We start from the raw sequence: 19,702 nt of genomic DNA, 5'->3' as shown, positions 1-19,702 counted from the left end.
CCCATCAGCTCAGATCCAATCGATGTGGCCAGTGTAGATTCCGAACTAATCACCCACTCGTCCTGTTCGCGTCGGCATTGTCCCGCGCTTAGCATGAACACCGTGAACGACATTATCGACGGGATGACACCGATCGACGGTGGATTCCACGTCAAAGACTTGAACGATGAGCATTGCGTCGACGTAATGCGTATGGCGTACGACTGGCGTGTAGTGCTGGGGCGGCGCGGACACGTCATCTACGACCACGGTTGGTGCTACTTCGGTCACGGTCACGACGAGAACGGTCACCCTCGTTCGATGCACACCGCACGGTTGCGCGCTATTGCCGCCGCTATCGCGTGGGACGGCACCGGTTCACCGGACGGTTACGACAAGCAAGCATGCTGAAAATGTCTCAGATTCGTTCTACGGAACACCGATGTCACCCTGGCGATCGCCGATGCCGAACGCGGTGAACTCGCCATCGTCGATCTCTTCACCTCGCCCGCGAATCCGCCTCGGCGCGAACCACACCCATTCGATTGGCCCCGGCGGGTCGTTACCGGAATATCACGCGCGACCCGCAGGAACCACATCTCATGTCCGCCCGCCCGGACTTTCGCATGACATCGACACCGCGCCGTTGAATCGGCGCAACCGTGGGACAAAAAAGGCCGCCAAGGACCACAGATGAGAGAGACGGGAATGACGAACGCGCATCACGGCACCTGGAGCAGTTGGAGGGACGTTCCGGAGGGTGTGCTGTATCGAAGTACCGGTCCGTGCTGGTACCCGTACGTGAACCGTGTAGGCGTCCGATACCTCGCGACCACGGGGGTGGAATCGATCATGAATGACACGGATATGGACGAGCTGGCACCGTTCCAGGTGGTGTCCGAGCGCACCCAAAACGCCCTGCGCCCAAGGCGCCAGCTGGCAGATGAAACTCGCCCCTGACAGCCGTCACCCGAATAGATCGCATGCGCACCAACCGAGTATGCAGGGTTACCAGTAAAGCCCTCACGTGACGCTGAACCACCAGTACGCGATCTGTGCCAGACCGTTGGCGATCGCATAGAAGGCGGGCTGCGCCCACTCGGGAATGCCCCAAACACTCAGGTCGTCCATGGCGTCCTCCGCACGGTGAAGTTGGCCCCGACAACTACGTATTGCACGCGGTCACGGGAAACTCCTTGGTCGGAACGGGCTCAGTTGAATGGAAGCACACCTCCTGCGCTGTGTATCGACCGCCGGAGGCGGATCGGTACAGCTACCCAATGAGTGGGCCCCATAGGGGACAGGCCGACTGATGGCGGGTTTACCCGCAGATCGCAAAGAGCAACAGGCCGGCGCTGCCGCGCCGATCACCGCACCGCTGTGAAGTCCGGTTGTTTCTGCAGGGCAAGAGGCACACCGGGGTTATCGGGTGTGCACAGTGCCGCCGAGTCCGACGTGAAACGGCGGGCACAGCGCGATCGATGGCTGGGAGGTGGGCACGGCCAGCCCCCACACGGAAAAGTCCATATAGGGGAACCCTCCGAGCAGATGGCACACCACCTCCACCTGATGGGAATTCACCGAACTCGGTGCACACGTCGACAGCCCGCCGATGACGAAACTCTGCCATACGCATCCACTCGGGACGGATGGCGCGGCGTGTGCGGGCGCTGCGGTCAGGGACACCGCCGCAGCCGCTGTGGCCGCCGCGGCGAGGGTGAGGAGCAGAAACCGTGACATGGGGTCCTCCGGTGGTGCGGGCCCGACCCACGATCTATTCTCGCAGTTCAGGTGTCGCTACCGCGGTCCGTCCGTCGAGTTTTCTCGCGGCGGGCGTGTTTGGCCAGCAGGTGTTTCCGGCTGGTCGGGGCGCGGAACATCTCGTCGAGTATCCGGTTTTCGATGTTGTGATGGAAGCGGAGGATCCGTTTGGCCGCGAGATACACCAGTTCCTGACGGTCCGAGCCGAGCCGGTCGGCGAGGGCGTCGAGGTGGACGAGGAGTTCGTCGTCGAGGGCGACGTCGACCCGGGCCGTACGCGGTGCGGGACGCAGGTCGTGCGCCGGCGCAACGGTGACGAGGTCGCCCGCGAGGTCGCCGGGGTCGTCGAGGAGCCGGCGCACCGCGACGCGCACCAACGCCGAGCTCAACCGGGTGCCGTGGCGGCCGGCGAGTCGGTCGATGTCGCGCAGGGCGGTGGGGCGGAGCGAGACCTTGATCTTCTCGTCGAGCCGGGATGCGCCGGCCTCGTCGATCAGCGCCGCCTTGTAGTGGCCGGGGGCGGTGAGGAAGCGGTGCACCGCGACCGCGACCAGGTCCCGCGGCGTCGCCTCATGGTTGGCGGCGAGGGCGCCGAAGCGGGCCCCTGTGGGCGAGTCCAGCCTCAGGGTGACCGGGTCGTGCGGCAGCGCCCGCGCCTGGTCGGCGACCCGGCGGGCCTGCGCGAGATCGGCCTCGGCGCAAGGGGACCCGATGAGTCGGCGAATTCCCACCCGCAGCAGCGCGGAGACCCGGCGGGGACCGTACTCGTCCGCCAGCTCCTCCAGCCGGCGTTTGGTGTCCTCGTCGAACCGGAAGACGTGCCGTTTCCCGAATGGGTTCCCCTGCGGACTCGGCGCCCGAAGAGGCATCTGAGCGAGTTGATCGGCGGCCGCGGCCTGCCGACGGCGGGTGTTGCGGGCGAGGAGCTTGGCCCGGTTGGCGTCCCCGCGGTAGATCTCGTCGGTCACCGCCTGATCGAGGTCCCGCGGGTTCGCGAGGAGTTGGCGGGCGGCCAGGCGCATGAGTTCGGCGCGGTTCGAGTCGAGCCGTTCGGCGAGCGTGTCGAGTTGGTCGCGCAAATCGTCGTCGAAGTTCACGTTCGAGCGCGGGCCGAGGGTCTCCGGTTTCAGGTCGCGGGCGGCGCCGATCGTGGTCAGGTCGGTGGCGAGATCGCCCGGGTCGTCGAGGAGACGACGCACCGCGACCCGGATGGCTGCGGCGGTGGGGGCGTCGCCGTGGCGGCTGATGAGCCGCTCGAGTCGGTCGAGGGTGGAGCGGTTGAGGTACACGTAGGTGCGAGTCGTCAGGTCGGTGCGGGCGTCTTCGCGGAGCACCGGGTGGCGGAATCGTCCCGCCGCGGTGAGGAAGCGGTGCAGCGCGACGCGGACGATCGCGCTGCGGTCGGTGTGCAACTCGCGGGCGAGTTCATCCAGGCGTGTGCGGGTGGCGGGGTCTAGGTTCAGAGGTCGCTCCGCCCACGGGAGGCGGCGGGCGTCGGCGGACGCCCACCGGGCTGCGGTCAGGGCCGCCGGCACCCGGTCAGGGTCGGCGAGAAGCCGGCGGGCGGCCACCCGCACCAGCGCCCCGAAACGTCGGGGCCCGATGCCGGCGGCGTACTGCTCGAGGCGTTGTTTGGTCGTCGGATCGAACCGGAGCGGGATCGGATCCCCCACCGGTACGCGGCCCATGCTCGTCTCGCTCATCACCTTCCACCTCGACGGCAACGCCTGCCGGTTCTGCACTCGACCCCGGGAACACCGCCCCACCGCCGCAGTCTGCCTGAGTGACGGCGAGTCGGGCGGTCCGAACGTAGTGCACCCCAGCACCGGGGGGTGGTGCTGGGGCGCTGGCGTCCGCGTCGGGGGGCGACGCTGGACACAGGGGGACGTTCTACAGAACAAAATTGGGGGGATGTTCTGTGGAACAGTAAGGAGTGTACTGCGCCTGCGTGAGTGCCCATCCCGCGGCCCGCGAGAAGAAAAGTCCGCAAGCGGTGCGCGAGTGGCTGTGGACGATGGTGTCGACGTGTTCGTAACCTGTCGACCGTCCGACGGGGACCGCCGGGGATTCGTCAACCTCGGCGATCTGGTCTCGGGGCGGTGCGAGCAAAGGGCGATGTCACAGAGACAACCCGGACGAGCCGATCTCGGCGATCGCTGACAGCCGTCGCATCTGAGACCGCAGTTCTGCCGAGTCGTCGCCGGCCGGGTGTTCGAGTGATGTCGTGGCCTCAGATCGTTCCGACGACACCTCGCCGTCCGCAGGGTCGTGCGCACTCACACCCGCTTCCCCTCACCTAGATTGTGCAGTCCCGGTCTCGCACGCAATACGTTGCGCACCAGCGAAGTCGGGCTTTCGACGTGGAACGATTGACCTCGCGCAACGTCGGATGCCTGAATGCATGGTCAGATCAGATCAGGTCGTTCATGATGACGTCGGGGAGCCCGTCGCCGTTGTGGTCCTCGATCCGTAGGTCGTGCGAGTGGTCGCCGTCGGTATCGAAGACGGCAGCGTCGACCTGGTCATTTCCGTCGGTGTCGTAGAGCATCGCCTCGAAGGAGAGGTCGTTGTCCGCGTCGACCGACACCATGTCGAAGACCCCATTTTCGTTCGCGTCGGTTTGCACGAGCTCTGCGATGCCGTCGTTGTTCGCGTCGAAGGCGACGTTGTCGAAGGTCTCCGAACCCGGCGCTCTGTTCTCCTGGACGTCGGTGAGTCCGTCACCGTTGAGGTCGTGCTCGATCGAGTCGACACGTCCGTCGCCGTCGAGGTCGATCTCGGTCGTATCGACGATGCCGTCACCGTCCAGATCGCGCTCGGAACGGTATTGGCCGGTTGAGTTTTCGGGGTTCGTCATCGTCATCTCCAGTTCGTGGTGGCGTGGTCGCCTCTACTACGTTGGAGTCGCGGTGTGGCGGAAATGTTCCCGTTCCCCGGACTGACTTGGGGGCCACGGGCCGGCAGATACAGCGGTGCCCACCCGCCACAGGGCGGGTGGGCACCTTGGCGTGCGGTCGATTTATTCTGCGTCTTGGTCGGCCTGCTCGAGGATCAGGTACTGCGCCGCGATCTGCTGGTCGACGTCCTTCTTGTCGAGTCCACCCGCTTCGCCCATGTAGCGGCCGTTGACCACGTAGCAGTAGTTCTCCTCACCCGAGGTGGTGTCCTTGGCCAGGCACTTGGCGTCCGGCAGTCCTGCGGGCGCCGGTGCGGCGGCGAAGCCGGCCGCGGTCAGGTCGTCGACGAAGGCGTCGAGCACCGTGATCGCATCGTCCGCCGAGGCGGCCCGGTAGACGCTCGTGTTGTAGGAGGCGGCGTGCTCGACGCCGGCGCCGGTGAGCACCTCGTAGGTCAACTGCGGGTTGGTCGATCGGTGCGCCATGCCGCGGGGCCCGTAGACGGCCATCTGCGAGGTCTGCCTCGCGTCACCCTCTTTGTTGGGGACCGCGTAGATCAGCAGGTCGTTCTGGTCGATCTTGAGTTCTTTCGTTTTGTCCTTCGGGGTGGCTGGGAACTTGTCGAGGAGCGGTTCCTGCAACTGCAGGGCCTTCGCGACGGACTTCGCGGTCCAGTCCTTCTGATCGGTCGGTGCCGAGGCCCAGGTGTAGATGATGTAGTCGCCGTGCACGGTCAGCGCGTTGACATCGACCTTCTTGAGGTCCGGGATGTCGTGGACGGTGACCTTGGTGTTCGGCAGGACGTCGATGTTCTCCGGGACAGGCAGACCCATGCCGCTGTCCTCGGTGAGCAAGCCCTGGTAGATCCCCTCGGCCGCCGCGGTTGCCGCGGCGTTGTCGCCGAAACGCAGGACCGCGTGCAGGACGGAGCGGGAGTTGTCCCTCCCGGGAGTGGATGCGACGGTGGAGAACCCGGTCATCATCCCGTTGTCCAGGGCAACCTGGCTGACGTTGCCGCTGATCAGCATGGACACGGCGCCGCCGTCTTTCAGCGGCCCGGTCGGCATCTTCACTTCGGTCAGGTCGGCGTCGATCTCGTAGGGCAGGGTGGTGAACTCGGAGAGGCGTTGTCCTTCGATGGATCCGGCCGAGGTGGGGTCGGCGTAGCCGTAGGGAGGCGCCGGGGTGGTCGGGTAGTCACCGGTGTCCAGGGCCGCCTTGTCGACGTTCGCGGTCGTGGGTGCGTCGCCGCCGGATGCACCGGTCGGTTCGCCGTCGGCGCTGCAGCCGGCGAGCAGCAGGCCCGCCGTCAGAGCGGCGGCCAACGGTATCAGCTTCGTGGTCCTCAACGTGGTGTTCCTTCCATGCTGGTCCTTCGCACTGATCGGGCACGGCTGATTGCGGCCACGTGGAGGACTCTTGTGTAGTCGGATGCCGGCGGGAGGCGAAAGGTTCCCCACCCTTTTGTGATCTAGACCACAGGCGCATCGTGTGCGGGCAACCTCGAGGTCGCCCGACGGCCGGAGCGAACCTCGTTGGGAACTTTCCCTATTCGGCGGCCCTCTCACTACCGTCCACGCTCACCGCCATCAAGGAGACCCTCCGATGAACCCGCCCACGAATGTTCCGGATCCCTCGATGTCGATGCACCAGGACCTTTCTCCGCCCACCACCCCCTCGCGGGTGGGGCCTCCGTCGAACATCGGCTGGGCGGTCACGGCCCTGATCTTCTTCTGGCCACTCGCCTTCTCGGCGTTCAGTCATTCGTCGAAGGTCCTGCCCCACTGGATCGTCGGCGATGTCGCTGCCGCGGAACGTTCCTCCGAGCGGGCACGCATACTCGGGCAGCTCGCGCTCCTTTTCGGGGCCGTCGTTGCAGTGTCTGTGCTGTGGTTCGTGGCCACGACCTCGGTGATGACGTCCGCGGGCACGAAGGCCTGGTGAGCGCCGCTACCGGTGCGGACCATCCACGGCCACACAACGATGCGGACGCAGGTCAGCCCTCCCGCTCGGGTGAGGCACGTCACATCATGGAACTTTCCGTGTGGCGCCCGCATCCAACCGGGGACGACACATTCACCGGCGACGCACCGTTGCCATCACGGTGATGATCGCGGGAAGGACATGCACAGGTGAGGATGATCAAATTCATGCGCGTGGCTGCAGGGGCAGTCGCGGCCGGGGTACTGCTGGCAGGATGCGGCAGCTCGGAGGCTGCGGTCGGCGGCGACACCGCACCGACCGCGGGTGTGGATCGCGCCGCGTTGAACACCGGGGACTTCCCGACGACGCCGCAGCCCCCGTACGGGACTGCCGACCCGGACAAAACCGTCGCGATCGAAAGTCAGCGGATGGCCGAGTTCACCACGCTGCCGTTCGAGGTCGACCCCGAAATAACCGAGTCGTTCGGCTCCTCGAAGCCGGTGACCGATCCCAAGGTGCTCAAGGACAGCTTCTCCGAACCCGGGGCCGCGATCGTGGGCGAATCGCTCGTCGCCGGGTACATGACCTCCGCGAAGACGCCCAGTGGCGAGCGTGAGTTTTCGCAGATCGTCCTGCGCCTCACCGACGATGCAGCGGCAGCTTCGGCGGCAGAGCGAATCCACACCAGTCTGGTGACCACGGACAACGGCGGGGTCGGCGCCCAGACGGCGGAGAAGATCGACATCCTGCCGAACTCGTTCGTCTCGAGCCGGGAATCGGCCGACTTCACCACGAAGAAACCGGTTGTGACCGTGAAGGGTTTCACCGCCCACGGCAACTACTTGCTGTACTCGTCGGCGCGGGTGCCGGGCACGGAGAAGGATTCGACCGCACGGACGATCGCGAAGGCCCTCGAGCTGCAGGAGCCGCTGATCGATCAGTTCCCTGCCACCCCGGTCGATCAGATCAAGGACATCAAGATGGACCAGGATGATGTGCTGATCTACACCGTCGGACGACCCGACGGGGCTCTGGCCACCCAGGAGATGGCCGTCTACGGTCCGCGGGGAATCTCGCAGCTCGCCAACGATCAGTTCGCCGACGCATCGCGCCTCTACAAGGTCCTCGATGACACCAACACCGACCGTGTCGCCGTCTACGACTCGTATGTCTATCGCTCCGAGTCGCCGGAGTCCGCGCAGAAACTCCTCGACGGCCTCGTCACCGCGAACCTCGACCAGGAAGGGTGGACGAAAGCTCCGTCGCCGGCGGGCCTACCCAACGCGCAGTGCACCACAAACGGCACCAGCGATGCGTGCTGGGTCGCAGGAGGCCGGTACGTGGGCCAATCGACGTCGGGAACCAAAACCGATGTTGATCAGCGTATTTCCGCACAGTATCTGATCCTCGACGGCGCGAAGTAACGACGCTCGCCCATTGTGCCCACCCGTCTCAGCGGGTGGGCACAGTCATTTCCGGCCGGCGCTGTGGGAACATTCTCGCCGTTGGTGGCATCTCACGGACGATGAACGTGACCTTGCGGGCTGCCGCGACCGATAGTGACCCCGTCACCGTGATGACCCCTCACGGGGGCGAACTCATGGGCATCTGGCGCGGAGTGAACGCGCCGGAGGGCGCGTGTGTCCACGTCGAGGTCGACGTTGCCGACGCCGTTGCCTGGCACACCATCGAGAGGACGGCGCCGGGGACACCGGTGTTGGCGACACACGCCGATGGTGTTACGACAGTGCGCGGCCGCCTCGTGGACCTGTCCACCGATGGTGTGCTCATCCTCGACCTCTCCCCCCGGAATCATCCTGATCGACACGACTGGGCGCCCACCACCACTGCGCCGGGATCAGTTCCTGGAACTGGTGGTGACCGCGATCGCTCTGCACCCCACGGGGTATTGATCTCGGACGGACCTCGTCGTCTCGAGACTCACCATGAGAGTCCCATACGGCGGACAATGTGTTGACCTGCAACAGTTCTGATGATCACAAGGATTGGGTCGACCTGGTGCTGAACACCACCGGGATCCGGGAGATCTACGGTGCTCAGCGCCCGTCGCTTTCCGGTGCAGACCTTCACGAGATTCGCTTGGATCGACACGCCACCTCGGCACTGATCCGGTGCGATCTCGCCGATTACCCCGCCACCCGCCACGCAAATACTCCCAGCGTGGGTGCAACACCGTGCAGATCGTGCTTGCTCTCTCCGAGATCAGCAGCCTGTCCATCACCGGGTGGGCGAGCACGATGAGTGTCGACCTCGCAATCGAGCCCGGCCCGGACGGATTCACCCTCACGTGTCGTGCAGTTCCACAGCTCGACATCACCGCCAGGTGGATAACGCTGACGAAGATATCGGCGCACCGCAACGCACTCCGAGGGACCGGTTGACAAAGACCGGCCGCACCGCCGCGCACACGACGAAAAGGAGCCAAGTCCAGATGGAAGTCACCCTGAAACCGAACGCACAAGAATTCCTCCCGCACGCAGGGAATCGCCTACCGAGCCTGCGTGCGGGCGGCACCCATGTCCTCGAGATTCTGACAAAACCCGACTGCACCTTCACCTTCCGAATCATCGATAAGTCCGGCCGGACGTCGGTCTGGCCCGCCGACCTGGTCACGATGATCGACAACTCCATTCCGGATGCGTGGATCATCCGCGCCAGGCCGTGCAATACCTTCGCCCTGACCTACCCGGCGTTCGCCCGTGCGGGGTTCTGGGAGGACTACTTCGACGGCGATCCCGAAGCGGAAGCCGCGTTCGACGAGATCATCCACACGCTCGGCGATGGCAGGTACTCGCAGGGGTAGGCACGCGACACGATCACGGCCGTCCAGAACCTCGACGAACTCGCCGCACACGACACGGGAACTTTTCCGCGCTCCGCACCATCTCACTGATAACAGCACGAACCCGTTGCCCGCACCGTGTGAAGGAGATCCCCGCGATGTACCCGGCCTCGTCTCCCCTGTCCGGCCCGTCGTTCCCCGCCCAGACCATGCCGACCTACGGTGCAGCCCAGCCCGCACTGCCGAAATCGAACGCCGGCTGGGCCGCCGCCACCATCATCTTCTTCTGGCCGTTGGCGTTCGCCGCGTTCAACCACTCCGCACGGGTCTATCCGCTGTGGGCGACCGGCGACTACACCGGCGCCGAGCACGCTTCCGACCGAACGAAGCGCCTCGGCAAGACCGCCCTGTGGATCTTCGTCATCCTCAACGCGATGCTGATCGCGTTCTACATCCTGATGATCGCGATGGTTGCCGGCGCTGGCGACTACTCCAGCTACTGAGCATGCGTCCCAGAACGCCACCGGGGACTGCGCTGTCCGCCGTGGCGGTCGCGACATCAAATTCGATGACGCCCTTCACAGATTGGATCCTCGAGGTGACACCCACTCGCGTCGCAACGACCACACCACCACTGCTGCGTGGTCGCCCACTCCCCGCCAGGCACGGCGCACCTGGTGATCCTCGTTACCCGTCGCCGCGCCGGCTCCGGCGTCTGACGGCGTTCGTCATCGACTGGGGATTGCATGCCGGTATCGCCGCCGCAGCGGTGGCACTGTGCGACCGGATCCCGGAGCTGAAGCCGTTCGCGCTGCTTGCCGCGCTCGCCTCGTGGGCCGTTGTGTCCTTTATCCACCGGACCGTGGTGCAACGCGCATTCCGGTGCACCGCCGGCAAGGCGATTGTCGGGCTACGGGTGATCCGCCCGGAAGATGGAACGGCGCCCACGTTCGGCTACCTGGTGAAATGGTGGTTGATCGGCCTGGTGGGATTCGTCGTCTCCCAGGAAGTCCCCGACGAGGACGCAAACGGCTTCCCCTCGGTTGTCCGGGTCTGCGACCTTTCTCATGAGCCCCGCCCCGTGCCCCGGCTCCGTGTAGGGGCGGTTGGCGGTGACCGCTAATGTCTACGCCGCGGCGATCGGTTCTCGCCGCACCCGCACCGGTCCCAGCTTCGGTGCGGGAGTCACTACCCAGGGGGACGAGATGGTGGAGGGCGCAGTTCAGAGTGCGCAGAGCACGCCTGCGCCGACTACCACGCCCGCGGTACCGACGGGAACCCCGGAAACGCAGGCCAGGACCGCCCTCGAACACGCGGCGAAGATCCTCCGCCCGTACGGGTTCGACGCGACCGCCGACCTGGCCGAGCAGAAGGCATCCCGCACCCAGCAGACCCGCACCGTCGTGGTGGTCGGTGAGGTCAAACGCGGCAAAAGTTCCCTGGTCAACGCGCTGGTCGGTCGGCGAGATGCCTCCCCGGTCGGGGTCGATGTCACCACCTCGACGACGATCAGCTTCGCCACCGCCACACCCGCGCATCCCGCCGGGACCGCGGAGCTGCTCTTTCCGGGCACGTCCGAGCAGATCCCGCACCACCAGTTGGCCGACTGGGTCACCGTCGACGGCCGGCACGTGCGCGACGCCCGCGTCGAGGTCCTCCCCACCCGGGCGATCGTTCCGGTCGAATCCAGCGCCCTCGGCGATGTCACCGTGATCGACACCCCCGGAGTCGGCGGACTCGATCCCTCCTACGCCCAGCTCGCGGTGCATTCCGCGCAGCAGGCCTGCGTGCTGGTCGTCGTCTGCGATGCCACCACTCCCCTGACCGCACCGGAGATGGCGTTCATCCAGGACGCCGCCGCCACCGTCGACTCCCTGGTGGTGGCGGTGACGAAGACCGACAAGAACCTGCGCCGGTGGAAGCCCATCGTCGAGGAGAACCGCAAACTGCTCCAGCAGCACCTACACCGCACCGTTCCCGTGATCGGGGTGTCGAGCCTGCGGGCGGTCGTCGCCGCTGAGCTGCCGGCCGGCCCCGAACGGCAACGGACGGAGCAGGCGTCGGGGATCACCGCACTGCGCACCGAGATCCTCGGGCGTCTCGACGTCGCCGAGCACCTGCCGGTGGTCGACGGCCTGCGGACCGCACTCGGTGGGATGCGCAAGATCCTCGACAAGATCGGCACCGAACTCGCCGCCGCCGAAGGCAGCGAGGACGTCATCCCCGACCTGACCGCCGAGCTCGAGAAGCTGCAATCACTCAAGGACCATTCCCAGCAGTGGGAGCAGTACCTGCAGCGGGATCTGACCCTGATCCGTCAGAAGGCCACCGACGAACTCGACCGCCAGCTCGACGAGATCCGCACGAAATGGACGAACCGGGTCAACAAGAACGGGATGGAGGTGCTGCGCCGGAACCCGCAGAAGTTCACCGCGGAGATGGAAACCGACCTGCACCGGGCGATGGCCGCGGCGATGAACCTGTTCTTCGAGCAGATGTACACCGTCATCGTCTCGCCCCGCTTCGACTCCGAGGTGGTCTGGAACGAGATCTACCACCAGATCATGGCGACCATCGCGGACCGGCGGATCGAAACGGCGCAGGTCGGCAACAAACGGCACGGGTTGCTCGACCCGAGCATGTTGACCATGGGTGTCATGGGGTCGTCGATGATCGGCGGCCTGATCGGGGTGTCCAGCGTCATCGGGATCGGTGTGGTCGTCGGCGCCGTCTGGGTCGGGGTCAACCTCGGGTTCCGGGCGATGCGGTCGGGGAAGACGAATCTTCTGACGTGGCTGCGGGAGACCATCGGCACCACCAAGACGACCACCGCGAGGCTGCTCGAGAGCGCCACCGCGCTCAGCCGGCCCGAGATCGTGATCCGCTACCGCGAGCACCTGCGCACCCGCATGGAAGAGCTGCAGACGCAGGTCACCCACGCGAAGGAGACCGCGCGGCAGGACGCGGCCACGCGGGAGAAGACCATCAAGCGGCTGAGCAACAATCAGCGTGTAGTCACCGCGCGCTGCGCCGAAGTCGAGAACGTCATCGCACGGCTCACATCGTCATCACAGGGGGTTTGATCAGATGGGACTTGTTGTCGCAGTGGGGTTGCTCTGCCTGCTCGGTGGACTCGCCGGCGGGTGGACGTTGCGCACCCTCAACGCACCCGAACCCGCGCCCGCCGCCGGGTACGCGCCGGCGCCGCAGGGCACCCAGCTCTACACCCCACCGCCCGCTCCCCCGGCCCCCGCAGCCCAGGCCCCAGCGCCCCCGGCGGCCGCCCCAGAGATCGTGACCGGGCCGGTGGAACGGCAGCTGGTGCAGGCGCTGATCTCCCTGTACGACCTCGCTGAGGCCGCCGCCGTGCGCACCCAGATCGCCGAGGACCTCACCCGCGCCGGCGTGAACCGTATCGATGCGCGTGTCGGCGTCGGATTCGACCCCGCCCTGCACCGGGCCGTCGATACCGCCTCCGCGGTGGCCCCCGGGGACGTCGACACCATCGCCCGGCAGCTGCGGCCCGGCTGGGTCACCGGCACCACGATCATCCGGTACGCCGAGGTCGCGGTCTACGCGCCGCCCGCGACCGTCGAACCGGCGGTGTGATGTCCACGCCCACACTGCCGCTCGACCCGGTCCGGGCCAGCCTCGATCGGAGCCTGCACGCCCTCGCCGGCCTCGGCGGCGACCTGATCGCCCACGCCAACCGGATCGGGGCGATCCTGTGGTCTCCGCCCAGGGTGGTGATCGTCGGACGCCTCAAGGCCGGTAAATCCACCCTCGTCAATGCCCTGATCGGCGCCCCGGTCGCCGAGACCGCGGCGCTCGAGGCCACCCGCCTGGTCGCGGTCTACCAGGACGGCGCCCCGTCGCGGGCCGAGGTGGTCGGGCTCGACGGCACCCGCCGACCCATCGACCTGGTGCGCGGTCAGCCCGCCGACCTCGGGGTTCCCGCCACCGACATCGCCTACATCCACCGCTATCTGCCGTCGGCGGCGATCCGCGACGTCACCCTCGTCGACACCCCCGGGCTGGCGACGCTGACGACGGCGAACGAGACCGCGACCCGGCGGGTGTTGATCGACGGGTTCGAGCAGACCCGCACCGCATCGGTCGACGCCGACGCCGCGGTGTTCCTGTTCGACTCCAGCCCCCGCGCCGACGAGGTCGCGTTCCTCAAACAGCTCGGCTTCACCCCGCTCAACACCCTCGGGGTGCTCTCCCGCGCCGACGGGTTCGGGGAAGGTGCACTCGGGCAGCGGAACCCGATCGAGCACGCCCACCAGCATGCCCGCACCCTCGCCGCGCAACTCGCGGACACCGTGATGACCGTGGTCCCGATCTCGGGGTTGATGGCCGAAACCAGCCACACCGGTGCCCTCACCGAGGTCGACGCCCGCACCCTCGCCGAACTCGGCGGGTTCGCCCCGTTCGACCTGATCGACCTGATCGAATCCGACGACACCCGGTACCTCACCGCCCAGCAACGGGACCGGCTCGTCGACCTCCTCGGGGAATACGGCATCATCCACGGCCGGCAGATCGCGGCCCGCGGCGCCGCCGCGTTGAACGAGTGGCTCGCCGACAACTCCGGCATCAGGCCGCTGCGTCAGATCCTGCACAACTCGGTGGCCGAGTTCGCGTCCGTGCACCGGGCCCAGCGGATCCTGCTCGAACTCAAGAACCTCGCCTACAGTCATCCCGCCCGCGATCACATCCGCGGCATCGTCCACCAGGTGCGCGAAGACCCGGCCATGCAACCGATCGTGCTGTTCGTGGCGCTGCGCAGCATGCTCGAAGCCGACCCCCGCTCCCCCGTCGCGGCCGAACTGCGCCGACTCCTGCAAGGCCGCACCGTCGCCGAGAAACTCGGCCTGCCTCCGGAGGCACCGATCCAGCAGGTTCGGGCCGAGGCCCGCACGAAACTGTCCTGGGCACAAGGACAGGCACTGTCGACGATGACCGCCGCCGACGACGCGGCCCTGGTCACCCTCATCCGCACCTACAACACACTGTCCCAATAGGACCTGGTCGAAGTAGGACCTGCCGTTTCGTGCCCCGAAGTGAGTGGGGAAGGCAAATGCCTGAAGACACCGTACGACTGCGTCACCGGCTGCTCGACAGCGGTGAGGCTAGGCGTGGCCGCCGGTGTCGACGAACGACGGTGTGCTGGTGCTGAGCAGCCGTACCTGACCCCAGTCGCCCTCGATCCGCCAGGACGCGCCGTCGACGGTCAGACTGTCGATGTTGCCGAGATCCACGTTGCCGGCGGCGTCGACGGATCGGAGTGGGGATCGTCTGATCCACTCGATCGTGGTGATGCCCTCGAAGATGAGCACACCGGTTGCGTAGCAGTGCTGTTCGCCAGGCAGGGGTGCACGGTAGCGCGGATGCGCGGGCGTGAGGACCGCGTCGAGCATGAACGACAACCGGCGGGGCGTCTCGGATATCGCTAGAACGTAGCTGTCTTCGAGGTAGAGACCTGCCAGGTCTGGGACGTGCATGTAATCGCGTGCCACCAGGAGTCCAAACCCTCTGTGTCGATGAAGAATCGAACATACCCGACCGCCCCGTCGCCCCTCGGCGTTCGGGCGATCACATAGTCCCGCTACCGCTCGTCTCCGCTCCCAGCCGTCGTGAGGCGAGGATGCCGGCGAGCGACTGCGGACGCTTCGGGCTCATCACCAGCGGATACGTGAGAAGAGATCTGGCTGGCTACGACAGAGCGCGGGGTGGATGGAATGATGCGATGCGGTCCGCGCCGCCACGGTGCGGGCCTTCACAGTGCTGGATGGATCTTGGGGGGAACGAACCGTGTCTTCGTCGTGGCTGCTGGGGATCGATTTCGGCACGGCCAATACCGCGGCCGCGAGCATGGAACCGGGTTCGTCGCCGTCGGTGGTGCCGCTGGCCGGCGAGCGAACGGTGATGCCGTCGGCGGTGTTCGTCGAATCCCCGAACACGATCACCGCCGGCCGGGCGGTGATCGACGCCGCCGACCGCAATCCCGGCGGTGTCACCCCGACACCGAAGCGGTCGGTGGGCCTGCACGCGGTACCGATCAACGGCTATGACATCGCCCCGGTGCGTCTGGTCACCGCGGTCCTCGGGGAGACAGTCAACCGGGCCATCGCGGCGCGGACCGCGCAGCTGGGGCGGGCGGAATCGCCCGCCCAGTTGATCCTCACCCATCCCGAAGACTGGACACCGGACGAGATCCGGGTGCTGCATGACGCTGCCGCCGCCCTGGGTTTCGACCCGGCCTCTGTTCGGGTGATCTCCGAGCCGCGCGCCACCGCGCACCAGTGCGTGTCGGCGAACATTGCGGCCGGCACGAAGTTCGGGGTGGTCGATGTGGGGGCCGGCACCCTGGATGTCACGGTCCTCGAGGCGACCGGCCGGGGTGAGTTCACCGTGGTCGCGGAACACCGCGATCATGCACTCGGTGGGGCCGCCGTCGACGCGGCGGTCCGCGGGTGGGTGGATTCTCGGCTGGCGGCGGAGAATCCGCAGCTGTTGACCTATCTGCGGGAGAACTCCCCGGCGGGTGATTTGCGGGACCTGGACGACTCGATCCGCCGGGCCAAGGAGTTGCTGTCGACGGCGCCCTCGGCGACCATCACGGTCACCGGTGCCGGACACGTCCAGAACATCGAGCTCAGCCGGGGGATTTTCGATTCGCTGATCGGCGAGATGGTCACCCGGAGTCTGGGGCTGGTCGAGCGGGCCCTGGCCGATGCGGGTGTGCGCGGATCCGATCTGTACACGGTGTATCTGACCGGTGGCGCCTCCCGCATCCCCCTCCTCCACCAGCGTCTTTCCTCGATCGTCTCGGTCACAGCGGTCGATGACCCGAAGACGGTCGTCGCCCGCGGCGCCCTCAACGCTGCCGGGATCGGTGCGGTCGACGCCGCCCCGGCACCGGTTCCTCACACCGCCCCGGTGTGGTCCACCCCCGCGGCCGTGCCGCAGCCGGCCGGACGCACTGGTCGGGCGAAGGTGTGGGCGGCCGCCGCAGCAGCGGCCGCCGTGGTCGTGGTCGGGGGTGCGGTGGTGCTCAGCCAGACGGTGTTCTCCGACGACGCCGCCAGCGCGGGACCGTCGCAGACGGCCGTCGCCGATCCGGTCGCCGATGAGCAGGCGATCCGCGAGCTGACCACCGCCTACGTGCGGGATGTGCCCGGCGCCGGCATCGAGGTCGTCAACAGTTTCCGGTGCGCGCAGAAACAGGCCACCGCCGAGGACGTGGTCGGTGTTGCCGGGGAGGAGCTGGCGATCGACGAGATCATCTCCGTCAGCACCAATGGAGATACCGGCAGCGCCCGGGTCCGCCTGACCCAAACCCTGCCCGACAGCGAACCGACCACCTCGACGCAGATCTTCACCTACACGCGTGAGGACAGCGGCTGGAAGATCTGCGGAATCCGAACCCAATGAGACCCGAGCGTGCCGCCCACGATCGGGTGGGAACTTTCGGCCCGCTGGGCGCATCTCACTTTTCAGACAGGCACGAAGAGTGCCGAGTGAGGAGCACCACCACCATGAGCACCACCGGCCCAGCGTTCCGGCCTCGGCGAGCAGGCCGAGGCCTGCATGACATGATGCTCTCGCGCCACGGCCGCCGCGATGGCGCGGCGCAGAAACAATTGGGATCCGAGGGGGGACACGACCATGTCTGAGTGGCTTCTGGGTATCGACTTCGGCACGTCGAACACGGCCGCGGCGCACACCGGTGCGGTCAGCGGTGCGGTGGAGGCACTGCCGCTGACGCACCAGGGCAACCTGATGCCCTCGGCGGTGTTCGTGGAGTCCCCGAACTCGATCGCCGTCGGTGACGTCGCGATCAACCAGGCCGAACGCAACCCGGCGGCGTTCCTGCCCTCGCCGAAGCGCGTCGTCCGGCAGGGCATGGTCACCGTCAACTCCTATGACCTGCCCGCCTCGGTACCGGTGGCGGCCGTGCTGCAGAACGTGATGACCCGTGCGTCCAGCGCGCACGGCGGCACGGCTCCGTCGCAGCTCGTCCTCACCCACCCGGAGGCCTGGTCCCCGCGGGAAGTCCAGGTCCTCCTCGACGCCGCCGGCACCCTCGGGCTCAGCCCGGGAATCGTGCAGACCGTGTCCGAACCCCGGGCCGCGGCGCACTATTACACCCGCACCAACACCCTCGCCCCGGGTGCGAAGATCGCCGTGTTCGACTTCGGTGGCGGCACCCTCGACATCGCGGTCCTCGCCGCCACCAGCGAAGGCACCTTCGACGTCATCGCCGCCCGCGGCGACAACGGGTTGGGCGGGAAGAACTTCGACGCGTTCATCCGCCGATGGGTCGACGACCAACTCGAAGGCCGCAACCCCGAACTGCTGACCTACCTGCGGCAGTCCGCGCCGATCAGCGTGCGGCACAACCTCGACGATTCGATCCGCCGCGCCAAGGAACTGCTCTCGGAGTCACCGTCCGCGACGATCACCGTCGCCGGCGGCGGGTTCCACGAAACGTTCCAGATCACCCGCGACGAGTTCGAGGACCTCATCTCCGCCCCGCTGGAGAAGGCGGTGAACCTGACCCGGGCCACCCTCGCCGACGCGCAGATCACCGACCCCTCACAGCTCGAGGCCCTGTATCTGACCGGTGGTTCCTCGCGGATCCCGCTGGTGCACGAAAAACTCAAGCCGCTCGGACCCATTGCCACCCTCGACGATCCGAAGACCGTGGTCGCGCAGGGAGCGCTGGCCGCGGTCGCACCGGTGCTGCGGGGACTGTCCGTGCAGCAGCCGGCGGCGGCGCATCACCAGACTCAACCCAACCACAGCGGCGCGTATCAGCAAGGACCGCCGCAATACGGGCAGCAGCCCCAGCCGGCGGGGTACGGGCAGCAGCCGCAGTTCGGCGGGTACGGCCAGAGCGCTCCGGCACAGACCCAGTCCGGGACGGTCGGTGCCGCGTCCGGTTCGCACCCGAGCGGACCGATCACGCGGTGGCCCGAACCGGCACCTACGCACAGCACCTCCCCGGCCCCGGCCTCGTCCGGGAAGAAGAAGTGGCTGATCGCCGGGTCCGCCGCGGCAGCCCTCGTCGTAGTCATCGCGATCGTCTCGACGGTCCTGCTCACCGGTGGCGGCGACAACACCGCCGCCGCCGGCACCGACGGCTCCCCCAACAGCGCCCAGCCCGTCGACAACGACCAAGGCGCCTCCGGTGACAACGCGCCCACCCTGGCGAAGACCCAGGACCAGGTCCTCGCCGCGATACCCGCCGCGTTGAGCAAAGACCTCACGGACTGCAAGAAGATCGGGTTCACCGAAAACGACGGCCTCCAACTGCAATGCACCATCAAGAAGGGCAGCACCCTGACCAAGGGGGTCACCGACGGCACCTTCGACAGCATCATCTTCTCCGTCGACCTCGCGGCCGCCAAGAAGGCCGTCCTCGGGATCCGTGAGGGCTACCACGACAACACCGCCGTGGCGGAGAACGTGATCGTCGAGAACACCGCCCGCACCGCCGCCGCCCACGTCAATGGCCCACTCTCCCAGGAGTTCCCCGACTACTCCATTTACTACGCGAACAACTCCAGCGGGGTCCAGGTCAACTTCTCCGGCGCGAGCAGCGTCGACACCGCGAAGACCTTCCTCTCCCGCGCCGGCCTGCTGAACTAAAGTCCCACCCGGAACGCTTCGACAAGGCAAGGCTGCGCCCGCGTCACCACACCTACGGTGACGCGGGCGTCGGCATTCGCGGCCACGCCGCAAGCGGCTGATTCACCGTCGCTCTAGGGAACCTGGAAGAGGCCAACCCCCGAGCTGATGGGGCGATGATCCCCGGTGCGAGAGGCGGCCGCGGCGACATCGGCGGTCGCGGCGACTGTGCCGCTGCCGGTGACCACCGTGGTCGGGTTGTATCGGCACCACTCGCCCGGCGCGGTGGGGCGACTGTAGTCGGGCGGCACGCGTCGGATCTCCGTGGCGCCAGTGGCGCCGGTGGTCAGGTTTCGCCAGTGCACTGTCACGTCGATGCAGTCGAGCCAGGTGATCGAGATGGTCGTCGGAGGCGTTGCAGCGAAGCTCACTGCGCCGGGTGCGTTCGTCGTTGCCGACGGTGTCACGGCAGCGAGCGTCGGCAGGTAACACCTGAACCCCACCCCGCATGCCGAGAGGAACGTCACCGGGACCTGAAACTCGGTGGTCGACGCCGCCGAGACCGGGGCCGCTATCGCGGCGGCGGAGCCGAGCGCGAGAGCGAGGATCGCTGCGGACACAACACTTCCTGCGACGAGGGAACGATGAACCTCTAGACAGTGCATGACGTGACCCTCCAGTTACGGATATGCCCCGACCC

Annotated in this window: 17 protein-coding genes; 11 read left to right on the top strand and 6 right to left on the bottom strand. The window is 67.1% G+C overall.

Annotation, left to right across the window (positions count from 1 at the left end; genetic code table 11):
* Positions 1 to 93 precede the first annotated feature (93 nt).
* Positions 94 to 390, top strand: coding sequence for a hypothetical protein (locus BLV94_RS03730; RefSeq protein ID WP_072950687.1), 297 nt, complete (start codon positions 94 to 96; stop codon positions 388 to 390).
* 1,011 nt (positions 391 to 1,401) lie between these two features.
* Here BLV94_RS03730 and BLV94_RS03725 read toward each other — a convergent pair.
* From BLV94_RS03725 to BLV94_RS03710, 4 genes are all read right to left on the bottom strand, one after another.
* Entirely contained in the window at positions 1,402 to 1,719 is a 318-nt protein-coding gene (locus tag BLV94_RS03725) for a hypothetical protein (RefSeq protein ID WP_072950685.1), read from the bottom strand.
* A gap of 47 nt (positions 1,720 to 1,766) precedes the next feature.
* Positions 1,767 to 3,443 (bottom strand): ribbon-helix-helix protein, CopG family, encoded by a 1,677-nt coding sequence (locus tag BLV94_RS03720; RefSeq protein ID WP_072950682.1) that lies wholly within the window; start codon positions 3,441 to 3,443, stop codon positions 1,767 to 1,769.
* Positions 3,444 to 4,150: 707 nt separating this feature from the next.
* Positions 4,151 to 4,597: a hypothetical protein gene (locus BLV94_RS03715; protein WP_143051326.1), complete on the bottom strand. Its 447-nt coding sequence runs from the start codon at positions 4,595 to 4,597 to the stop codon at positions 4,151 to 4,153.
* Between the two features lie 162 nt (positions 4,598 to 4,759).
* Complete coding sequence (locus BLV94_RS03710) at positions 4,760 to 5,986, bottom strand: DUF7373 family lipoprotein (protein WP_244163472.1); 1,227 nt, start codon at positions 5,984 to 5,986, stop codon at positions 4,760 to 4,762.
* A 256-nt stretch (positions 5,987 to 6,242) separates the two neighbouring features.
* Here BLV94_RS03710 and BLV94_RS03705 point away from each other — a divergent pair, with 256 nt between their 5' ends.
* The 8 genes from BLV94_RS03705 (at position 6,243) to BLV94_RS03665 (ending at position 14,390) form a co-directional block, all read left to right on the top strand.
* Positions 6,243 to 6,581: a CD225/dispanin family protein gene (locus BLV94_RS03705; RefSeq protein WP_072950676.1), complete on the top strand. Its 339-nt coding sequence runs from the start codon at positions 6,243 to 6,245 to the stop codon at positions 6,579 to 6,581.
* 206 nt (positions 6,582 to 6,787) lie between these two features.
* The gene (locus BLV94_RS03700; protein WP_072950698.1) at positions 6,788 to 7,984 is read left to right on the top strand and encodes a DUF7373 family lipoprotein; all 1,197 of its coding nucleotides are present in this window, start codon (positions 6,788 to 6,790) and stop codon (positions 7,982 to 7,984) included.
* Positions 7,985 to 9,012: 1,028 nt separating this feature from the next.
* Positions 9,013 to 9,384 carry a WHG domain-containing protein gene (locus BLV94_RS03690; RefSeq protein WP_072950670.1) on the top strand — a complete coding sequence of 124 codons (372 nt, stop codon included), beginning with the start codon at positions 9,013 to 9,015 and terminating at the stop codon, positions 9,382 to 9,384.
* 137 nt (positions 9,385 to 9,521) lie between these two features.
* A complete protein-coding gene (locus BLV94_RS03685) occupies positions 9,522 to 9,866 on the top strand; it encodes a CD225/dispanin family protein (RefSeq protein ID WP_083395457.1) in 345 nt (114 codons plus the stop codon).
* A gap of 65 nt (positions 9,867 to 9,931) precedes the next feature.
* Positions 9,932 to 10,486, top strand: a complete 555-nt coding sequence (locus BLV94_RS03680) for an RDD family protein (RefSeq protein WP_072950667.1) — start codon at positions 9,932 to 9,934, stop codon at positions 10,484 to 10,486.
* A complete protein-coding gene (locus BLV94_RS03675; protein ID WP_244163471.1) occupies positions 10,476 to 12,446 on the top strand; it encodes a dynamin family protein in 1,971 nt (656 codons plus the stop codon). Before BLV94_RS03680 ends, BLV94_RS03675 begins: the two co-directional genes overlap by 11 nt.
* 4 nt (positions 12,447 to 12,450) lie before the next feature.
* On the top strand, positions 12,451 to 12,972 hold the full coding sequence (grpE, locus tag BLV94_RS03670) for a nucleotide exchange factor GrpE (protein ID WP_083395444.1): 522 nt from the start codon (positions 12,451 to 12,453) through the stop codon (positions 12,970 to 12,972).
* The gene (locus BLV94_RS03665; protein WP_072950662.1) at positions 12,972 to 14,390 is read left to right on the top strand and encodes a GTPase; all 1,419 of its coding nucleotides are present in this window, start codon (positions 12,972 to 12,974) and stop codon (positions 14,388 to 14,390) included. The genes grpE and BLV94_RS03665 overlap by 1 nt, the downstream gene beginning before the upstream one ends.
* A gap of 108 nt (positions 14,391 to 14,498) precedes the next feature.
* Here the strand turns inward: BLV94_RS03665 and BLV94_RS03660 are convergent, their stop codons facing one another.
* Complete coding sequence (locus BLV94_RS03660; protein WP_244163470.1) at positions 14,499 to 14,885, bottom strand: hypothetical protein; 387 nt, start codon at positions 14,883 to 14,885, stop codon at positions 14,499 to 14,501.
* 295 nt (positions 14,886 to 15,180) lie between these two features.
* On the opposite strand from BLV94_RS03660, the gene BLV94_RS03655 reads away from it, so the two are divergent.
* Together BLV94_RS03655 and BLV94_RS50355 are read left to right on the top strand one after the other, a co-directional pair.
* Positions 15,181 to 16,803 (top strand): Hsp70 family protein, encoded by a 1,623-nt coding sequence (locus tag BLV94_RS03655; protein ID WP_072950659.1) that lies wholly within the window; start codon positions 15,181 to 15,183, stop codon positions 16,801 to 16,803.
* A 234-nt stretch (positions 16,804 to 17,037) separates the two neighbouring features.
* Positions 17,038 to 19,023: an Hsp70 family protein gene (locus BLV94_RS50355; RefSeq protein WP_244163469.1), complete on the top strand. Its 1,986-nt coding sequence runs from the start codon at positions 17,038 to 17,040 to the stop codon at positions 19,021 to 19,023.
* Positions 19,024 to 19,136: 113 nt separating this feature from the next.
* Here BLV94_RS50355 and BLV94_RS03645 read toward each other — a convergent pair whose 3' ends face one another.
* Positions 19,137 to 19,622 (bottom strand): hypothetical protein, encoded by a 486-nt coding sequence (locus BLV94_RS03645; protein WP_244163468.1) that lies wholly within the window; start codon positions 19,620 to 19,622, stop codon positions 19,137 to 19,139.
* Between the last annotated feature and the right edge of the window lie 80 nt (positions 19,623 to 19,702).

This window comes from Rhodococcus koreensis (assembly GCF_900105905.1).
Taxonomy (GTDB): Bacteria; Actinomycetota; Actinomycetes; order Mycobacteriales; family Mycobacteriaceae; genus Rhodococcus_F; species Rhodococcus_F koreensis.
Note: the sequence above shows the minus strand (reverse complement) of the source record. Positions and strands in the feature narration are given on the sequence as shown.